We start from the raw sequence: 19,180 nt of genomic DNA, 5'->3' as shown, positions 1-19,180 counted from the left end.
AACTTGCTATCGGCGATTATGCGCGAACGAAGTCGATGTGAGTCAGTTTCGGCTTGAACGCGTGGCGCTGAACAGCCTGAACTTTGACTTTTTCTTCTTTGCCATCAACCACGACGGTCAGAACTTCGCCGTAAAACTCAGCTTTGTCCTGCATGTTCCAAACTTTGTCGTGGTCCAGTTCGATAGCAACCGGAGCAGCTTCGCCACCGTAGATGATTGCCGGGAACTTGTTAGCTGCGCGCAGGCGGCGGCTCGCACCCTTACCCTGCTCTTTACGTACTTCTGCGTTGATAGTAAACATTGATGTCTCTCTATATATAAAGCCTGCTACAGGCGACCCAGCAACAGGCGGATTATCTGCTTTGCGAATGCAAAAGCGGGCGGCATTATAGCCGCCAAACGACACACGGGCAATCAAAACCTCAGCTTTCGGGTGATTAACGCAGCTCGTTGGCGCGGCGAAAACGCCCCTGATAATCGAACACTTTTTCCCGCACCTGCCAGTACTGGCCTTTCATGCGGGCGACGACAAAGTCCGGATGGCGCAGCAGCGCCTGCTGGGCCACGATATCCGCCGGCGTTATCCAGCGCAGCGGCACGCCCGGCGTGCGGGTATGCGGGCGGATAAACAACTGCTCAAAGGCGGTACGCTGGGCGGGCGTTTGCAGACGGAAGCGCTCACTGACGTCGGCGCCGTCCTCATCGTAGTAGGTGATTTTCAGCCACGGGCCTTTCTCGTCGCTACCGTGCTGCAGGGCCATGCCGCTGCAGCGCAGCACCAGCGCGTCCTTCAGCTTCAGCGCCGCCTTCAGCATGTCGTCCGGGTCAACCAGAATGGTGTCGCACTCCCGGCAGCGGCGGGCGGCGATATCGTTTTCCGCGTTGCACTGCGGGCAGTTTTTGAAACGAAAGCGGAAGTCGCACTGTTCGCGGTGGCCGTCGTCGTCTTCGAACCACCCCTGGCAGCGGCGGCCAAAATGCTCAATCAAGGTGCCGTCGGCGGTGGTTTTGCCCCAGAAGGTGTTGGCGAAGCCGCAGGCCGGGCAGAAGACCTGCACCGGCACGTTGTCGCTTTTGCCCTTCGGCGTCCCCACTTCCGGGGCGTACAGGTCGTGCGGGTTGCCGGCGTAGTCGAGGATCAGACAGTCGGTTTTTCCCGGCGCCAGGCGCAGGCCGCGGCCAACGATCTGTTGGTAAAGACTCACCGACTCGGTGGGGCGGAGGATGGCGATCAGGTCGACGTGCGGGGCGTCGAAGCCGGTGGTCAGCACCGCGACGTTCACCAGATAGCGATACGCCTGCGCTTTAAACGCCTCGATGATGCGATCTCGTTCCGGACCCGGGGTTTCCCCGGTGATCAGCGCCGCCTGGCCTGCCGGCAGCAGGCCGGTCACTTCCCGGGCGTGCTCCACGGTGGCGGCGAAGATCATCACCCCTTTGCGGCTTTCGGCGAACTCCACGATCTGGCTGACGATATGTGGGGTGATACGCTGCTGTTTTTTCAGCTCATGGTTAAGATCGGCTTCGCTGAACAGGCCGTTGCTTTGCGCCTGAAGGCGACTGAAATCGTACTGTACCACCGGCATATCGAGGCGTTCCGGCGGCGTCAGGTAGCCGTGCTTAATCATATAGCGCAGCGGCAGCTCATAGATGCAGTCGCGGAACAGCGCTTTTTCATCGCCACGCACCATCCCGTGGTAGTGGAACTGATAGATCCACCCCTTACCGAGGCGGAACGGGGTCGCCGTCAGGCCGAGCAGCCGGAGCTGCGGGTTGACCTGCCGCAGGTGGCTGATGATCTGCTGATACTGGCTGTCGTCATCATCGCTGATGCGGTGGCATTCATCGACGATCAGCAGCGAAAACTCGCTGCGAAATTGCGCCAGATTACGCGCCACCGACTGCACGCTGCCGAACACCACTTTGCCGTGGCTCTCTTTACGCTGCAGTCCGGCGGCAAAGATATCCGCCTCGAGGCCAAGGGCGCAGTATTTAGCATGATTCTGCGCCACCAGCTCTTTGACGTGGGCCAGCACCAGCACGCGGCCGCGGGCCAGTCGGGCAAGCTCGGCGATCACCAGGCTTTTGCCCGCGCCGGTGGGCAGGACAATCGCCGCCGGCTCGGTATGGCGACGAAACCAGGCGAGGGTGGCATCGACGGCTTCTTGTTGGTAGGGACGTAATGTAAAAGTCATGAATTCACGGGGCTAATTAACTCGCGAATAGTATGCCATGAATCTTTTCCCTTGAGTGGTGTTAAGAGCCCGTTATACTAGCCAGTGAATTTCTTCTTTTTCGGGCGATTTGCCCGCTCCAGCACTTTGACAGGCTAAAAAAATCTCATGCGACTTGATAAGTTTATCGCTCAGCAGCTTGGCGTCAGCCGGGCTATTGCCGGGCGTGAAATCCGCGGCAGCCGCGTTACCGTGGACGGCGACATTGTAAAAGATGCTTCCTTTAAGCTTCAGCCGGAGCACGAGGTGGAGTATGACGGGAACACGCTGACCCAGCAGAACGGCCCGCGCTATTTTATGCTCAACAAGCCGCAGGGGTACGTCTGTTCCACCGACGATCCCGATCATCCGACTATCCTCTATTTCCTCGACGAGCCGGTGGCGCATAAGCTGCATGCCGCCGGTCGGCTGGATATCGACACCACCGGACTGGTGCTGATGACCGATGACGGCCAATGGTCGCACCGCATTACCTCGCCGCGACACCACTGTGAAAAAACCTATCTGGTGGCGCTGGAAAGCCCGCTGGCGGAAGGGACCGCGGAGCTGTTTGCCAAAGGCGTCCAGCTGCATAACGAAAAAGATCTCACCAAACCGGCGGTGCTGGAAGTTATCACTCCGACCGAAGTGCGCCTCACCATTAGCGAAGGCCGCTACCATCAGGTGAAACGCATGTTCGCCGCCGTGGGCAACCACGTGGTTGGCCTGCATCGGGAACGCATCGGCGACATCCTGCTGGATGAATCTCTGGCGCCGGGTGAATATCGTCCGCTGACGGAAGCGGAAATCGCCAGCGTGGGCGCCCCGCAGCCACGGAGCAAAACGTGACGCTGAAGCAAAATTCGTCTCTGGGGATTGTCTTTATCCTTGGCCTGCTGGCCATGCTGATGCCGCTGTCGATCGATATGTATCTCCCGGCCCTGCCGGTGATCGCTGCCCAGTACCACGTGCCGGACGGCAGCGCGCAGATGACTCTCAGCACCTATATCCTCGGCTTTGCGCTGGGGCAGCTGCTGTACGGTCCGATGGCTGACAGCCTCGGCCGCAAGCCGGTGATCCTCGGCGGAACGCTGGTCTTCGCCGCGGCGGCGGTGGCCTGCGCCCTGTCGCAGACCATCGAGATGCTGATCGCCATGCGCTTCTTCCACGGTCTGGCGGCCGCGGCGGCCAGCGTGGTGATCAACGCCCTGATGCGCGATATCTATCCGAAAGATGAGTTTTCGCGGATGATGTCGTTTGTCATGCTGGTGACGACCATTGCGCCGCTGGTGGCGCCGATGGTCGGCGGGGCGGTGCTGGTCTGGTTCAGCTGGCATGCCATCTTCTGGATCCTCGCCCTGGCGGCCCTGCTGGCGTCGCTGATGATCGGCCTGTTTATCCGCGAAACGCTGCCGGCTGAAAGGCGTCAGCCGTTCCACCTGCGCACCACGATGGGTAACTTTGCCACCCTGTTCCGCCATAAGCGGGTCCTGAGCTATATGCTGGCGAGCGGCTTCAGCTTCGCGGGCATGTTCTCTTTTCTTAGCGCCGGGCCTTTCGTCTATATCAATATTAACCACGTCGCGCCTCAGCACTTTGGCTACTATTTTGCGCTGAACATTGTCTTTCTGTTCCTGATGACCATGTTCAACAGCCGGTTTGTGCGGCGGGTAGGGGCGTTGCGCATGTTCCGCGCCGGGCTGTGGATCCAGTTTGCCATGGCGGTGTGGATGGTGGTTTGCGCCCTGCTCGACGTCGGCTTCTGGTCGCTGGTCATCGGCGTGGCGGCCTTCGTTGGCTGCGTATCGATGGTGTCGTCGAACGCTATGGCGGTGATCCTCGATGAGTTTCCGCATATGGCGGGCACCGCTTCGTCGCTGGCGGGGACTTTCCGCTTTGGTATCGGGGCGATTATCGGCGCGCTGCTGTCGATGGCCACCTTTACCACCGCCTGGCCGATGCTGATCTCCATCGCCTTCTGCGCCACCAGCTCTATTTTCTTCTCCCTTTACGCTTCCCGCCGGCGAAAAATCGCACGCTAGGTCACATTTTCAGGGGCGAAATCGCCCCTTTCTTGATGCACGTCAACCGCAATGGGCTTCAGGGTTCTGCGATTTGTTTCCTTTATGTAAAATCAATTAGTGTAAAAAGTCGCATTGTTGCGATAAAAAAGTTGTTTTGGATCACAGAAACGGGTACATATAGCGCCAATCGGCTTGCCGGGTTAAAAAATAACACGCTGGAATATAAGCGCTTAACCCTGGGCCGCCGCGGCTGTAAACGTTTTCTGCGTCTGAGCAGGACTATTTGTCAACAGTGTGTTAATATTGATGTAAATTTATTGTGAAGCCTTTTGCTTCCGGGGAAACCACGTGAATACACAACAACTCTCTATCGTACACCGTCTGCCGCAGAGCTATCGCTGGCTGGCCGGTTTTGCGGGTTCCAGAGTTGAACCGATTCCGCAAAACGGCGCGCAGAACGAAAACAGTCTCGTCGCCCTGAAGCTGCTGAGTCCGGACGGTGAAAAAGCCTGGCCGGTGATGCATAAGCTCAGCCAGGCGTTAAGCGACATCGAAGTCGACTGTTCCGTTCTTGAGTGCGAAGGCGAGCCCTGTCTGTTCGTTAATCTGCAGGATGAGTTTGCCGCCACCTGTCGTCTGAAAAACTTTGGCGTGGCGATCGCCGAGCCCTTCTCCGGCAATAACCCTTTCTGACCGTCAGCTTAGCGCCAGCAGCTGGCGGGTATACTCATGCCGGGGCGCGCTGAAGACGGACTGGCACTCGCCCTGCTCGACCACCACTCCCTGCCGCAGCACCATCACCTGGTGACACAGCGCGCGCACCACGCCTAAATCATGGCTGATAAAAATATAGGCCAGCTGATGCTTCAGCTGTAACGCTTTCAGCAGATTCAGGATCTGCGCCTGAACGGTTTTATCCAGCGAGGAAGTCGGCTCGTCGAGGACGATCAGCTGCGGCTTGACGATTAACGCTCTGGCGATGGCGATACGCTGGCGCTGGCCGCCGGAGAAAGCCGCCGGGTAGCGCTGGCGGCTGGCCGGGTCGAGGCCGACCTCCTGCATGGCAAGGATCACCGCCTGTTCGCGTTCAGCCGCCGTCAGCGTCGGCTGGTGGACGCGCAGGCCCTCCTCAATGATCTGCTGCGCCGTCAGGCGCGGATTGAGCGACGAGTTCGGATCCTGAAAAACCACCTGCATCTGTCGGCGCAGCGGCAGCAGCTGTCGGCGACCGCGTCCCTGAATCGGCTGGCCGGCAAAGGTTATCTTGCCTTCGGAGGGGATCAGGCGCAGCAGCGCCAGACCGGTCGTGCTTTTGCCGGAACCCGATTCTCCCACCAGACCCAGCGTCTCGCCGGCCCGTAGCTGGAAATGGAGATCATTGACCACCCGATGGTGATCGACCACCCGACGCAGGATCCCCCGGCGAATGGGGAACGCCACCTGTAACGCCTCCGCCTGCAGCAGCACCGGGGCATCGGCGGCCAGCGGCACCGGCTCGCCGTCCGGTTCGCTATCCAGCAGGCGTTGGGTGTAAGGATGGGCCGGCGCGCTAAACAGCGCCCGACAGTGATTGTGCTCCACGCAGCGGCCGTTCTGCATCACCGCCACCCGGTCAGCCAGCTGGCGGACGATGCTCAGGTTATGGGTGATAAACAGCATCCCCATGTTCAGCTCCCGCTTTAGCTCGCGCAGCAGCTGCAGAATTTGCGCCTGCACTGACACATCGAGGGCGGTGGTCGGCTCGTCGGCGATCAACAGCTCCGGGCGCGTCAGCAGCGCCATGGCGATCATCACCCGCTGGCGCTCGCCGCCCGAGAGCTGGTGCGGATAGTCCGCCAGCCGCCGCAGCGCCTGACGGATCCCGACGCGCTCCAGGCAGTCGAGGATCTCTCCGCGCGCCGCCTCTTTGCGTATTCCCCGGTGTAACGACAGCACCTCGTAGAGCTGTTTTTCCAGGGTATGCAGGGGATTGAGCGACACCATCGGCTCCTGAAAGATCATCGCGATCCGGTTGCCGCGCACGCCGCGCAGGGTCGCCTCATCCGCATGCAGCAGCGACTGGCCATGAAAACGGATATCGCCGCTGGGGTAGCTGGCCGGCGGGGTAGGGAGCAGCCGCAGCACCGACAGGGCGGAGATGCTCTTACCGGAGCCGGATTCCCCCACCAGGGCCAGCGTTTCGCCGGCCGCCACCTCGAGCGACAGATTATGCACGACGGTCTGCGTCTCCCCTTGCTGGCGAAAGGCGATAGAGAGATTGTCGATAGCTAACAGCGGGTGGGTCATATTACACCGCCTTACTGGGGTCAAAGGCGTCGCGCACCGCTTCACCGATGAAAATCAGCAGCGTCAGCAGCACGGCGACAGAGAGAAACGCGGCAATGCCCAGCCAGGGCGCCTGCAGGTTGTTTTTGCCCTGCAGGAGCAGCTCGCCGAGGGAGGGCGAGCCGAGCGGCAGGCCGAAGCCGAGAAAATCCAGCGACGTCAGGGTGGTAATAGAGCTGCAGAGAATAAAAGGCAGGAAGGTGAGGGTCGCTACCATCGCGTTGGGCAGCATATGCCGCAGGATGATCTGCCGGTCGCTGACCCCTAACGCCTGCGCCGCCCGGATGTAGTCGTAGTTGCGGGTGCGGAGAAATTCAGCGCGCACCACGCCCACCAGCGTCATCCAGCCAAACAGGACGGTGATCGCCAGCAGCCACCAGAAGCCCGGCTGCACGACGCTGGAGAGCAGGATGATCAGAAACAGCGTCGGCATACCGGACCAGACTTCGATAAAACGCTGCCCCCAGAGGTCGATTTTACCGCCGTAATAACCTTGTATCGCACCGGCCAGCACCCCCAGCACGCTGGAGAACAGCGTCAGCAGCAGACCAAACAGTACCGAGATGCGCGTCCCATAAAGGATCCGCGCCAGCACATCGCCGCCGTTGGCGTCGGTGCCGAGCCAGTTGCTGGCCGAGGGCGGCGATGGAAAAGGAACCGTGCTGGCAAAATTGATCGTCGTCGCGCCGAAGCGCACCGGCGGCCAAAGCGCCCAGCCGTGGCTGGCCAGCTGCTGCTGCAGCCAGGGATCCTGATAGTCGGCGGCGGTGGCGAATGCGCCGCCGAAGGTCTGCTCGGTATAGTTTTTTAACACCGGAACGTACAGCTGGCCCCGGTACTGCACCAGCAGCGGCCGATCGTTGGCCAGCAGCTCAGCCCCCAGGCTGCAGAGGAAGAGGATTAAAAACAGCCACAGCGACCAGTAACTGCGACGGTTGTGGCGAAAGCGCGCCCAGCGGGCCTGATTAACGGGACTGAAGAACGACATTAGCGGCCCTCAAAATCAATACGCGGGTCGACCAGCGTATAGCTGATATCGCTGACGATATTCAGCAGCAGGCCGATCAGGGTGAAAATATAGAGCGTGCCGAACATCACCGGATAGTCGCGGGAGACCGTCGCTTCATAGCCCAGCAGCCCCAGACCATTCAGGGAGAACATCACTTCGATCAGCAGCGAGCCGGTAAAGAACATACTGATAAAGGTGGCCGGGAAACCGGCGATCACCAGCAGCATGGCGTTGCGGAACACGTGTCCCCAGAGGATCTGTTTCTCACCGACGCCTTTGGCGCGGGCGGTGACTACATACTGTTTGCGGATCTCGTCCAGGAAGCTGTTTTTAGTCAGCATGGTCAGGGCGGCAAAGCCGCCGATCACCGTCGCCAGCACCGGCAGGGCGATGTGCCACAGATAGTCGAGGATCTTTTCATACCACGGGAGGGTGTCGAAGTTTGGCGAGACCAGACCGCGAAGCGGGAAGAGGTCGAAATAGCTGCCGCCGGCGAAAATCACGATCAGCAGGATGGCGAACAGAAAGGCGGGGATCGCATAGCCAATGATAATCAGCGTACTGCTCCAGATGTCAAAGCGGCTGCCGTTGCTGACGGCTTTGCGGATGCCCAGCGGAATGGAGACCAGATAGATGATCAGCGTGCTCCACAGCCCGAGGCTCACCGAGACCGGCAGGCTGTCTTTAATCAGCTGCAGTACGGAGGCGCTGCGAAACAGGCTGTCGCCAAAATCAAAGCGCAGATAATCGCCCAGCATCTTCAGGTAGCGCTCGTGCAGCGGTTTGTCGAAGCCGTAGCGGTGGGTGATCTCGGCGATGACTTCCGGATCGAGGCCGCGCCCCCCGCGATAGTGACCCTCGCTGATATTGCCGGCGCCGGTGCGGGCATGGCTGGCGCCCATCCCGCCGTCGCCGGCGCCTGGCATTCCACCGTGCTGACCAAATTCGATGGCGGCGATGGCCTGGTCGACCGGGCCGCCGGGAGCGATCTGTACAATAAAAAAGTTAATGGTAATGATGGCCCACAGGGTGGGGATCACTAACAGCAAACGGCGGATCAGGTAGCTGCCCATGGTATGTCCTTAGCGTCTGTCCGCGGGGAGGGTGGCCGCTTTGTTCGCGTCATACCACCAGGTATCAAGGCCGGACGAATAAATGGGGCGGGTTTGGGGGAACGAGAATTTATTCCACCACGCGGTGCGGTCCTGCGCCATATACCACATCGGCAACATGTAGTGGTTCCAGGTGAGGACGCGGTCCAGCGCCCGGCCAAGCGGGATCAGCTTCTGCTTATTACCCTGCCACTGCAGGATCTGCGCAATCAGTTTATCCACCACCGGACTTTGCACCCCCGGCGCGTTGTAGCTGGAGTGAATATAGTCCGACGCCCAGGAGATTTGCAGGTCAGTCCCCGGCCAGGGCATGGCGCGCCACAGGCTCGGCATCATGTCGTAATCGCGGCTGCGGCGGCGGTTGCTGTACTGCGAGTTATCCACCTGACGAATATCCATGACGATCCCCAGGCGCTGCAGGTTGTGCTGAAACGGCAGCACCCAGCGGTCATTGCTTCCGGCCGGCATCAGCAGTTCAAAACGCAGCGGCTTGCCGGTGGCGGCGTTAACCCGGCGCTGGTTCTTCACCGTCCAGCCCGCCGCGTTAAGCAGGGCGTCGGCTTTGAGTAAGTTGGCGCGGTCGAAGCCATCGCCGCGGGAGACCGGCGGCTGGTAAACCTGGCTGAAGAGCTCGGGGGGCAGTTCGTTTTTCATCGGCGTCAGCAGGGCCAGCTCGGCCGCGTCGGGCAGGCTGCGGGCGGCATATTCGGTGTTCTGGAAATAGCTGTTGGCGCGCTGATACGCGCTGTAAAACAGCGCCTTGTTCATCCATTCAAAATCAAACGCCAGGGTAATGGCCTCCCGCACCCGGCGATCGGCGAATACCGGGCGCTGAATATTGAACGCCAGCCACTGGGTATCCTGCGCCGAGGTGTTGGCATACTCCTCTTTAATGATGTAGCCGCGGCTGAAGTTGCGGCCGACGTAGCGGGTGGCCCAGTTTTTGGCGACCGTCTCTTCCCGGCGGTCGACGGCCCCGGCTTTAAAGGCTTCGAAAGCGACGTTGTCGTCAAGATAATAGTCATAGCGCAGCGTATCGAAGTTCCAGCGACCGCGGTTGACCGGCAGGTCGGCCGCCCAGTAATCGGCGACCCGGGAATAGGTAATATACTGTCCCATTCGCCAGGCGCTGATGCGGTAGGGCCCGCTGGCCAGCGGCGGCTTTGACAGCGGGTCGCTGAGTTTGTGATGACGCCAGAACGCCTCGGGCATCACCGGCAGGCTCAGCAGGCTCAGCATGTTCTCTTTACCGGGCTGGCCGAGGTCGATACGCACGGTCAACGGCGCGATGGCCTTCACGGTGGTGCCTTTATAAAAGAGGCGGAACTGCGGCACCCCTTCGGTCATAAACTTATTGAAGGTAAAAGCGACATCGCGGGCGGTGATTGGCGTGCCGTCGTGAAAACGGGCGCGCGGGTTGAGGGCGATCTCCATCCATGAATAGTCCCCGGCGTAGCGCGCCCGTTCGGCAATCAACGGATAGTAGCTGCCGGGCTCATCATCCGAGGTGGTGAACAGGGGATCGTAGAGCGCCTCAGTGCGTACCGCGGGATTGCCGCGCAGCGCGTAGCGGTTGAAGTTGTCAAAGGTGCCAATCGCCGCCAGGGTGAGGGTGCCGCCTTTCGGCGCCTGTGGATTAACATAATCAAAATGGCTGAAACCGGCGGCGTATTTGGGTTCGCCGATAATCGCGAAGGCGACGCTTTCCTGAATGGATTGCGCTTTAGCGCTCAGGCTAAACAGAGCAAGCAGAAGCAGAAAAAGTCGCGCATACATAGGCGGCAAAATACCCTGTCATAGCCGGCCCCCGTGGCCGACTTCTGTTCCCGCATCATAAGTGAGACTTAACGCGTTGTGAAATAATTCGCGGGTTCATCGTGCGCGGCCACTAGCGCCGCCAGCGACAGCGGCCGGCTGATCCAGTACCCCTGCAGGAAATGCACTCCCTGAGCGCGGAGCCACTCCGCCTGCTCCTGGGTCTCCACCCCTTCGGCAACGGTCATCAATTTCAGCCGGCGGCTGAGGGTCAGCACCGCATCCAGCACTGGCGAGGTGACGGTTTCGGTGCCGATCGCCTGCACAAAGCCGCGATCGATCTTCAGATAATCGAAGTTATAGCGTTCGAGATAGATCAACGCGCTATGCCCGGTGCCAAAATCATCGATCGCGATTTCAAAACCGTGCTGGTGCAGCCAGGCGAAGTTAGCGACCGATTTTTCTTTGTCAATCATCGCCCGCTCTGTGACCTCCAGCACCACGTGAAAATGGCCGGCGGGCAGCGCGGCGGCGAAGCGCAGCATATCGTCGCGGAAGCTGTCGGCCTGAAGATGGGCTGGGGAAATATTGAGCCCCAGCTTGACGCCGTGCGGCAGAATACGCTTCAGCGCCGGCGCGTCGCGGGCGATCAGCGCCAGCAGGTGATCGGTCAGCGGCACGATCATCTGCTGGGTTTCCGCGAGGTTAATAAAGACGTCAGGCGGAATTTCGCCCACCACCGGATGGCGCCAGCGCATCAGGACCTCCACGCCGCTGATACGCAGAGTCTGGGCATTCACCACCGGCTGATAGACGACGTAGAACTGGTTGTTTTTGATCCCCAGCAGAATGGATTTTCGCGGATCGGATTTGATCGACAGCACGTAATAGCAGAGCAGCCCCGCCAGCAGGCCGCACACCACCCCGAGCAGCAGAGCAAACTGCGTATTTTCCGCCAGCCAGCTGTTGGCATACAGGTAGACCTTGAGGGGGAAACCGTCGATCTGCACTTCGCGGATCGGCACATTATGCAGCGTTTGCGGATCCACCAGCCGGTTACTGAAGGTGGAGATAGCGGTGTGGCCGATGACCAGCGCAATACCGCTGAAATCATTCTGCCGTGCGGAATAGAGGATATACGGCGTGAGATTGGCGTTAATCGACACGAAAATGCCGCTGTTTTCATCACCGGGTTTGCCTACCCATAGTGCCAGCGCCGCGCTCTTCGGCATCATCGGCGTGCCTGGCAAAATCGCCATATCAAGGGGTTTGCGGATATCAATGGCCGGGATCAGCTGGGTGAGGGGGGTATTCATGGCGCCGGTTGCCGAGGAGCAAAAGGCCACGCCGTTTTTGACCAGCAGAAAAGCGCGGACGTTAGGGCTGAACGCGGCGTGGGAGGTGAGCCCGGAGTCAATATTCTCGCAGGGCTGGTCCACGAGCGGCTGCAGGCCGTCAATGGTCTGGCGCAGGTCGTGAAAATAGCTTTTCAGATAGGTATTAACATTGTTGATAATGGCGTCGAAACGCTCGGCCCGGTTATGGTAAATCACCATAAACTGAATGCTGCCAGCCAGTAGCGCGACGATAATGCCCACGCACAGGCTGGTTAGCCAGGTTTTACGCTGGGGCGAAAAGTAGCGAGTCAGCATAGCTATAGTCTTTCCGTGTTATTGATGCGCAGCAACGGGTTGTCAGTCGTCGTTTTTCTCATTCCCACTTAAAAGACATAGCTTATTTTGCGTCGTTCAGAATCAGGTGGCAAAAAAAAACACTGCCGGGGCAGTGTTTTTTATCCCGCTTCCAGCCAAGGGATAACCGGCGGCGGTAGAGGACAGTTTACGAGCGGCTCAGGACTCGACGCGCTTCGTTGTAGCGCTTTTTCCAGTATGGCTCATCCATGCTGGAGATGGTCACTCCGCTGCTGGTAGAGGCGTGAACAAACTGGTTGTTGCCGAGGTAGATCCCGACATGGCGGCCGGTAGAGCCGGCGCGGAACAGAACCAGATCGCCAGTACGCAGCTGGGTACGGGAAATCGATTTTCCGGTTTCCTGCTGTTCAGAAGTTGAACGCGGCAGTTCCAGACCAAATTGTTCGCGGAAGGTGCGCTGCACGAACGCCGAGCAGTCGATACCTTTGCGAGTGCTGCCGCCGAGGCGGTAACGCACGCCTTTCCAGCTGGCATACTGATCCATTAAACGGGACTTCACGTCCAGGTTACGGACCATCGTTTCAAATTCATCCTGAGAGGCTTGCAGTGATGATAAATCGCCACTACCCACAGCATGCGTCTCAGAATGCATATTCCTGGCGGTACTTGTTGAACTACACGCGGAAAGCAGAACCGCTACTGCAATCGCGGGGGCTACCCGCAAGATGTATCTCAAAATCGGCTGAGATTTGACCATGCTGTTTATTTTCCCTTGTTGTCCTTAACGACAATGTCGTTATAAAAAATGCCAAACGTGTTAGAGCCTAAATACCCATCCGCAATGAGACAATTCCTTAAGCTTAAATTTGTGCAGTCACGCACAATTTTATTCAGGGCCTGAATTAATGTTGCGGAAAAGGCAAAACGAGAACGAGATTACCCTATCAAACGCCGCATGGCGAGCGGTTTTGCGCGATTTCTTATAAGTATTTTGGTGACAAAAAGTGAATCATCGGGAAAGGTCAAAATTGCGGCAATTCCGGGCAAAAAACAGACAATTCCTTCATTTGTCACGGGATTAATGTGACCAGAAGATGAACGCGATGTTGAAAAAAAGGAAAATTGAAAAAAGGGACCCAAAAGGTCCCCTTATAGATAATGCCCCTGGCGGCTGCCCACGGCTTTATTTGGCCGATATTCCGCCGGGTAAGTAGCGATCGAAAAAGGCGATCAGTTTATCGCTCAGCGGCGTCATCAATACCCAGGGCGCGCCAATCAGCACGGCGGTCAGAGAGCCGACAGCAATATCGCTGAACCAGTGGGCGCCAATCATCACCCGCGGGAAAGCAAAGACCACAAATATCACCAGCGCCACGGCCAGCGCGCGGCGGCCAAAATAGCGCCACATAAAGCTCGCGAAGATCAGCAGCATCATCCCATGATCGCCGGGGAAGCTGTCCTTGGAAGCATCCTTTGTGGGGAAGTTAACGACGTCGCTGACGCGGGTGACATCGCTGAAAAACAGCGACGGACTGGCGCGCTGAACCGGCATCAGGTGCTGCGCCAGCTGGTTGATGATCACCGCCGCCAGCAGCATTACCACGCCCATAATAGCGATCTGACGACGGCCTGCCGCCGGCGCCTTGAGCCAATAGCTGAGCATCAGGCAACCCATCGCCAGCAGCGAGCAGGCGTCGAAGGCGCGATTGTTGATGATCGCCAGCAGCCAGGCGTAAGCGCGGCTGACGCTGACGCCATGGTTAAAGAAATGGAAGATCGCGGCGTCTACCGGCGCCCACGCGCCGTGGTTGGCTGGCAGATACCAGGAGCAAAATAGCGCCACACCCGCGAAGTTAAGCAGCAGGATTAAAGGAATTCGGTTTTTCATCATAGCCATTGCGATTTTGTGACAGTCGGCGGCAACCTTAGCCGCCTTAACTTAAACGAAGCCTCAACAATGAGGTCTGGAGCGCGTTCCAGTCGGCTTCATGGGCGGAGATAAGCTCGATGCGGCTATCGGGCGGGGCGACGCTAAGGGTCTCGATATGCAGATCCTCGCCCTGGCGGTTGATCCGCACCGCCCCTTCGGCAATGCGCAGCACACCTTTGACGCGCGCCACCGGCGCCAGCCGGGCCCACTCCAGCAGGGCGATGGTGTCAAAGACCGTTTCCGCGTCGAAGATCCAGCCGCAGGCCTGATAGCCCTGGCCGCTGTTAAGGTGGCGGCGCCAGCGCTGGTGTTCCGCCAGACTAAGGGCGGCGAGACCGGCTGTGGGGGGATGGCGGTGGGCGTGCTCCGCGCTCGCCGGCAGCGGGGCGGTATTGCGCCGCGGTTCATCAAGCAGGGCCAGGTCGATATTACCCTGGGTCGCCGACACCTGGCGGCGATCGCCGCCCCAGCGTTGCCACCAGTCGACAAACGCCTGAGCGCTTTCGGGCGTTTCCCGATCGCTTTTATTGGCCACGATGATATCCGCCGCCGCCAGCTGGTCGCGAAAGTTGTCGTTGTTGACCGCTTTCTCGTCCAGTAGCTGACGCGGATCGAGAATGCACAGGGTCGCGCGCAGATCGATCCAGGGTTCATACACCGCCGCGGTGAGGATATCGAGGATCTGCTTTGGATGGCCAAGTCCGGTGGGCTCAATCAACAGACGATCGGGTTTCCCCTGGCGCAGCAGGGTATTCAGCCCGACCTGCATCGGCAGGCCATTGACACAGCACATGCAGCCGCCGGGGATCTCCTTGAGCAGGGCGCCGCTGTCGGCCAGCAGGGCGCCGTCTATCCCGACTTCGCCAAACTCGTTAACCAGTACGGCCCATTTTTCATCCGCAGGCTTCTGCGCCAGCAGATGAAGAATCGAGGTCGTCTTACCGCTGCCGAGAAAGCCGGTGATCAAATTGGTTCTGGTCACTCTTTTCTCCTGGATAAATGTAATGTTGTAACAGTTACGTCTATCCTGACGAAAAAAGAGGGAAAAGAGAAGTCCTGAGGCGGACAGAAGGAAATTCTGTCCGCATAAGCGCAAATATTGTTAAGAATTGAGCGCGCGGGCAACCGCCTCGCGGGCGCCGTGCATCGCCAGCTGCTGCCAGGCGGCGCGGATCCCGGCGACAAACTGCGCGTTGCGCGGCAGGTCGCGGCCAAATATTTCCTCCAGACCCAGCAGGGCGTCAACGCGCTGCTGCTCATCGCTCTGCGCCACCCGCTGCTGGATCTTGTCCACCAGCGGATCGCGGACGTCGATGGCCTGACCGGCATCGTCCGTACCGCTGACGTAGCGCATCCAGCCGGCTACGCCGAGGGCCAGCAGCGGCCAGCGGCTGCCGCGGTCAAGATGCACGCGAATACCGTCGAGCATACGCTGGGGCAGCTTCTGGCTGCCGTCCATGGCGATTTGCCAGGTACGGTGTTTGAGCGCCGGGTTGCTGAAGCGCGCGATCAGGCTGTCGGCATAGGCCGCCAGATCGACGCCGGTAATGGTCAGCGTCGGGGCCTGTTCGTCAAGCATCAGCTGGCGGGCGGCGCGGCGGAAGACCTCATCCTGCATGCAGTCGCTGACGTGCGCATGACCTGCCAGATAGCCAAGCCAGGCGAGGAAAGAGTGGCTGCCGTTGAGCATCCGCAGCTTCATCTGCTCCCAGGGCAGCACGTCGTCGGTCATCTGCACGCCCGCCGTCTCCCAGGCGGGGCGCCCGGCGACAAAGTGGTCTTCGACCACCCACTGAATGAAGGGTTCGCAGCTGATGGCGCAGGGATCTTCCACCCCCAGCACGGCGGCGATTTCCGCCAGCGACTCCGCGGTGGCGGCGGGAACAATGCGATCCACCATGGTGCCCGGGAAGCTGACGTTGTCGGCGATCCAGCTCGCCAGCGCCGGACTGCGTTTTTCCGCCATGCCGAGGACGGCATTTTTCACCACGTGGCCGTTGTCGGGAATGTTATCGCAGGAGAGCACGGTAAAGGGCGGCAGGCCCCGTTCCCGGCGGCGGGCCAGCGCTTCAACTAAAATACCGGGAGCCGACTGCGGCAGCATCGGATTTTCCAGATCGTGAACGATACGCGGATGCGTCGGATCCAGCTTGCCGGTCGCCGGATCGATGCAATAGCCTTTTTCCGTGATGGTCAGCGAGACAATCGCTACCTGCGGCTCGCAAAATTTCTCGATAATCGCCGCCAGCGAATCGAGCCTGGCGTTCAGGCATTCGTGCACCGCGCCGATAACAATGGGCTGATTACCGTCGGCGCCTTTTTCCAGTACGGTAAACAGGTGGTCCTGTTCGCGAAGCTGGCTCATCAGCGTATCGCCGCTGAACAGACTGATTTCGCAGATCCCCCAGTCGCCGCCGATGTTATTCAGCACGCGATCGGTCAGCAGCGCCTGGTGCGCGCGATGAAACGCGCCAAAGCCGAAATGGACAATACGCGAGCGGAGCTGGCTGCGATCGTACTGAGGACGTTGCACGTTTTCCGGTAGCGTAGCGGTTGCAATTGTTGTCATTCTTTACACACCTGTTTAACTGCTTATTAACATTGCCAGTCTAAAGTTATATGACAGGAAATTAAATTGGTAAGCCGAAATTATCCGCTGACTGTGAGCTGGATCAATCAATGCGCCGGCTCTGTTTGCAGCCTGACGAGAAACATGTATGGTAGTCGTCATGATTGTCGCCATTATTGGTATAACAACTTTTGTGAGGGCATAGCGATGGAGCAAACCTGGCGGTGGTATGGGCCGAACGATCCGGTATCGCTTGATGATGTACGACAGGCGGGGGCGACCGGGGTCGTCACTGCGCTGCACCATATTGCAAACGGTCAGGTCTGGCCGGTCGACGAGATAAAAGAGCGTCAGGCGCTGTTAGCGGCGAAAGGGCTGACCTGGTCGGTGGTCGAAAGCATTCCGGTGCACGAGGATATTAAAACCCACAGCGGGCAGTATACGACCTGGATTGCCAACTATCAGCAGAGCATCCGCAACCTCGCGGCCTGCGGTATCGATACCGTATGCTACAACTTTATGCCGATCCTTGACTGGACGCGCACCGATCTGGAATATGAGCTGCCGGACGGCTCCCGGGCGCTGCGTTTCGATCAGATCGCCTTCGCCGCCTTTGAGCTGCATATCCTCAAACGCCCGAGGGCGGAAGCGGATTACAGCGAAGAAGAGCAGCGCCAGGCCGAGGCGTATTACAAGGCGATGAGCGAAGCGGACATTGAGAAACTGACCCGCAATATCATCGCCGGCCTGCCGGGGGCGGAAGAGGGCTACACCCTCGACCAGTTCCGCGCGCGCCTGGCGGAATATGACCACATCGATAAAGCGCAGCTGCGCGAAAATATGGCCTATTTCCTGCGGGCCATCGTACCGGTGTGCGAAGAGGTGGGGATCCGACTGGCAGTGCATCCGGACGATCCGCCGCGGCCGATCCTGGGCCTGCCGCGTATCGTGTCGACCATCGAAGATATGCAGTGGCTGAAAGAGACAGTGGACAGCATCAACAATGGCTTTACCATGTGCACCGGATCCTATGGCGTCCGCGCCGATAACGATCTGGTGAAGATGGTGGAGACCTTTGGCGATCGCATCCACTTTACCCATCTGCGCGCCACCTGCCGCGAGGCGAACCCGAAAACCTTCCACGAGGCGGCGCACCTTAGCGGCGACGTCAATATGGTGGCGGTGGTGGATGCGATTCTGCGTGAAGAGCAGCGGCGTAAACAGGCCGGCGATCTGCGCCCGATCCCGTTCCGTCCGGATCATGGTCATCAGATGCTGGACGATCTGCGCAAGAAAACCAACCCAGGCTATTCGGCGATTGGCCGTCTCAAGGGGATGGCGGAAGTGCGCGGCGTGGAGCTGGCGCTGAAGATGACCAAATACCCTGAACTGCTGTAATCGCGGCAACGGGGATAACAAAAAGGACAGCCAGCGGCTGTCCTTTTTTCTGGTCAACTCGTCACGGAAAATTAATCCGCGCGGCCCATATAGCGGCACTCTTCGATATGAATGCGGATTTTCTCACCGGTGGTCAGGTATTCCGGCACCTGAATCACCAGGCCGGTGCTCATGGTGGCGGGCTTGGTGCGGGAGCTGGCGGATGCCCCTTTAATACCCGGCGCGGTTTCGATAATTTCCAGGTCCACGGTCTGCGGCAGCTCAAGCGCCAGAAGCTGGCCGTCCCAGGTCAACACCTGCATATCCGGCATGCCGCCTTCCGGAATAAACTGCAGCTCTTCTTCGATCTGCTCTTTCGTGAAGGTGTAAGGGGTGTAGTCTTCTTTATCCATGAACACGTATTCGTTGCCATCGACATAGGAGAAGTCAACGAAACGGCGGGTCAGGGTCACGGTATCGACGATATCGTCGCCTTTGAAGCGCTCTTCTACTTTCAGGCCGGTACGCACATCGGAGAAGCGCATTTTATACAGTGTCGCAGCACCGCGGGCGCTGGGTGACTGAATATCGATATTTTTCACAATCAGCAGCTTGCCGTTGTAATTCAGCACCATACCTTTTTTAATTTCATTCGCTCTTGGCATTGCAGTAATCCTGTCACTTAACGAGTCAAAAATATCGCGTAAAACTACTCGCGCCCGGGCGTTCAGGCAAGTGGAATTCGCGAGTTTTGCTATCTTCTGGCAAAACGTTTAGGCTGTGGCGCAAAATGAGCGTTTGGGAGCTGGGTTGTGGAATGTCGTACTGATTGTGGCGCATGTTGCATCGCCCCCTCTATATCCTCGCCGATCCCCGGCATGCCGCAGGGCAAGCCGGCCAATACCCGCTGTATTCAGCTCTCCGAGCACAATCTGTGTCTGATTTTCGGCTCCCCACTGCGTCCGAAGGTATGCGCCAGCCTGCAGCCCTCGCCGGAGATGTGCTTCACTCATCGTGATGACGCCATCACCTGGCTGCTGGAGCTTGAGCTGGCCACCGCGCCCTGAGCTTAAAGCAGCAAATGAGACAGGTTTTTGATATGTGTATACCGATTATTTTGCCCATGTGTCGATTATGCGCAAGGTGCTGCTGCGCATGACCAGCTGGCTGCATTATCTCTATCTGGATCACTAATCCGCACTGCCCGGCTCCGG

The 19,180-nt window shown here is 58.9% G+C and carries 17 protein-coding genes and 1 pseudogene; 6 read left to right on the top strand and 12 right to left on the bottom strand.

What is annotated here, in order from left to right; all coding sequences use genetic code 11:
* Positions 1-16 precede the first annotated feature (16 nt).
* Positions 17-301, bottom strand: a complete 285-nt coding sequence (rplY, locus tag ABLU95_RS06605; RefSeq protein WP_004201664.1) for a 50S ribosomal protein L25 — start codon at positions 299-301, stop codon at positions 17-19.
* Between the two features lie 136 nt (positions 302-437).
* A complete protein-coding gene (locus tag ABLU95_RS06600) occupies positions 438-2,195 on the bottom strand; it encodes a DEAD/DEAH box helicase (protein ID WP_032453539.1) in 1,758 nt (585 codons plus the stop codon).
* Between the two features lie 147 nt (positions 2,196-2,342).
* Between ABLU95_RS06600 and rsuA the strand changes: the two genes are divergently transcribed.
* The 3 genes from rsuA (at position 2,343) to ABLU95_RS06585 (ending at position 4,930) form a co-directional block, all read left to right on the top strand.
* Positions 2,343-3,062: a 16S rRNA pseudouridine(516) synthase RsuA gene (gene rsuA / locus ABLU95_RS06595; RefSeq protein WP_023290466.1), complete on the top strand. Its 720-nt coding sequence runs from the start codon at positions 2,343-2,345 to the stop codon at positions 3,060-3,062.
* Positions 3,059-4,255: a Bcr/CflA family multidrug efflux MFS transporter gene (locus tag ABLU95_RS06590; RefSeq protein ID WP_023290465.1), complete on the top strand. Its 1,197-nt coding sequence runs from the start codon at positions 3,059-3,061 to the stop codon at positions 4,253-4,255. The genes rsuA and ABLU95_RS06590 overlap by 4 nt, the downstream gene beginning before the upstream one ends.
* A gap of 330 nt (positions 4,256-4,585) precedes the next feature.
* Positions 4,586-4,930 carry a YejG family protein gene (locus ABLU95_RS06585; RefSeq protein WP_002912974.1) on the top strand — a complete coding sequence of 115 codons (345 nt, stop codon included), beginning with the start codon at positions 4,586-4,588 and terminating at the stop codon, positions 4,928-4,930.
* 3 nt (positions 4,931-4,933) lie between these two features.
* Here the strand turns inward: ABLU95_RS06585 and yejF are convergent, their stop codons facing one another.
* From yejF to ABLU95_RS06540, 9 genes are all read right to left on the bottom strand, one after another.
* A complete protein-coding gene (yejF, locus tag ABLU95_RS06580; RefSeq protein ID WP_348879083.1) occupies positions 4,934-6,523 on the bottom strand; it encodes a microcin C ABC transporter ATP-binding protein YejF in 1,590 nt (529 codons plus the stop codon).
* A 1-nt stretch (position 6,524) separates the two neighbouring features.
* Positions 6,525-7,550 (bottom strand): microcin C ABC transporter permease, encoded by a 1,026-nt coding sequence (locus ABLU95_RS06575; RefSeq protein ID WP_348879082.1) that lies wholly within the window; start codon positions 7,548-7,550, stop codon positions 6,525-6,527.
* Positions 7,550-8,644: a microcin C ABC transporter permease YejB gene (locus ABLU95_RS06570; RefSeq protein ID WP_080901699.1), complete on the bottom strand. Its 1,095-nt coding sequence runs from the start codon at positions 8,642-8,644 to the stop codon at positions 7,550-7,552. Before ABLU95_RS06570 ends, ABLU95_RS06575 begins: the two co-directional genes overlap by 1 nt.
* A gap of 9 nt (positions 8,645-8,653) precedes the next feature.
* Positions 8,654-10,459 (bottom strand): extracellular solute-binding protein, encoded by a 1,806-nt coding sequence (locus tag ABLU95_RS06565; protein ID WP_080901700.1) that lies wholly within the window; start codon positions 10,457-10,459, stop codon positions 8,654-8,656.
* Positions 10,460-10,527: 68 nt separating this feature from the next.
* A complete protein-coding gene (locus ABLU95_RS06560) occupies positions 10,528-12,090 on the bottom strand; it encodes a cyclic di-GMP phosphodiesterase (RefSeq protein WP_080901701.1) in 1,563 nt (520 codons plus the stop codon).
* A 187-nt stretch (positions 12,091-12,277) separates the two neighbouring features.
* Positions 12,278-12,847 (bottom strand): bifunctional murein DD-endopeptidase/murein LD-carboxypeptidase, encoded by a 570-nt coding sequence (gene mepS / locus ABLU95_RS06555; RefSeq protein WP_004201653.1) that lies wholly within the window; start codon positions 12,845-12,847, stop codon positions 12,278-12,280.
* A 426-nt stretch (positions 12,848-13,273) separates the two neighbouring features.
* Positions 13,274-13,987 carry a phosphatase PAP2 family protein gene (locus tag ABLU95_RS06550; RefSeq protein ID WP_192870662.1) on the bottom strand — a complete coding sequence of 238 codons (714 nt, stop codon included), beginning with the start codon at positions 13,985-13,987 and terminating at the stop codon, positions 13,274-13,276.
* A gap of 37 nt (positions 13,988-14,024) precedes the next feature.
* A complete protein-coding gene (locus tag ABLU95_RS06545) occupies positions 14,025-15,002 on the bottom strand; it encodes a GTP-binding protein (RefSeq protein ID WP_023290457.1) in 978 nt (325 codons plus the stop codon).
* Positions 15,003-15,122: 120 nt separating this feature from the next.
* Complete coding sequence (locus ABLU95_RS06540) at positions 15,123-16,589, bottom strand: fructuronate reductase (RefSeq protein WP_101977619.1); 1,467 nt, start codon at positions 16,587-16,589, stop codon at positions 15,123-15,125.
* Between the two features lie 207 nt (positions 16,590-16,796).
* Here ABLU95_RS06540 and uxuA point away from each other — a divergent pair, with 207 nt between their 5' ends.
* On the top strand, positions 16,797-17,987 hold the full coding sequence (gene uxuA, locus ABLU95_RS06535) for a mannonate dehydratase (RefSeq protein WP_348879079.1): 1,191 nt from the start codon (positions 16,797-16,799) through the stop codon (positions 17,985-17,987).
* Between the two features lie 71 nt (positions 17,988-18,058).
* Here uxuA and yeiP read toward each other — a convergent pair whose 3' ends face one another.
* The gene (gene yeiP, locus ABLU95_RS06530; RefSeq protein WP_002912951.1) at positions 18,059-18,631 is read right to left on the bottom strand and encodes an elongation factor P-like protein YeiP; all 573 of its coding nucleotides are present in this window, start codon (positions 18,629-18,631) and stop codon (positions 18,059-18,061) included.
* 147 nt (positions 18,632-18,778) lie between these two features.
* Between yeiP and ABLU95_RS06525 the strand changes: the two genes are divergently transcribed.
* Both ABLU95_RS06525 and ABLU95_RS06520 read left to right on the top strand, forming a co-directional pair.
* A complete protein-coding gene (locus ABLU95_RS06525) occupies positions 18,779-19,033 on the top strand; it encodes a YkgJ family cysteine cluster protein (RefSeq protein WP_023290454.1) in 255 nt (84 codons plus the stop codon).
* A 34-nt stretch (positions 19,034-19,067) separates the two neighbouring features.
* Positions 19,068-19,160 (top strand): annotated as a pseudogene (locus tag ABLU95_RS06520) (hypothetical protein); the annotation flags it as partial.
* Positions 19,161-19,180 lie beyond the last annotated feature (20 nt).

This window comes from Klebsiella sp. GG_Kp146 (assembly GCF_040061975.1).
Taxonomy (GTDB): domain Bacteria; phylum Pseudomonadota; class Gammaproteobacteria; order Enterobacterales; family Enterobacteriaceae; genus Klebsiella; species Klebsiella quasipneumoniae.
The sequence above is the reverse complement of the archived record's forward strand: the minus strand, read 5'-3'. Positions and strand labels throughout refer to the sequence as shown.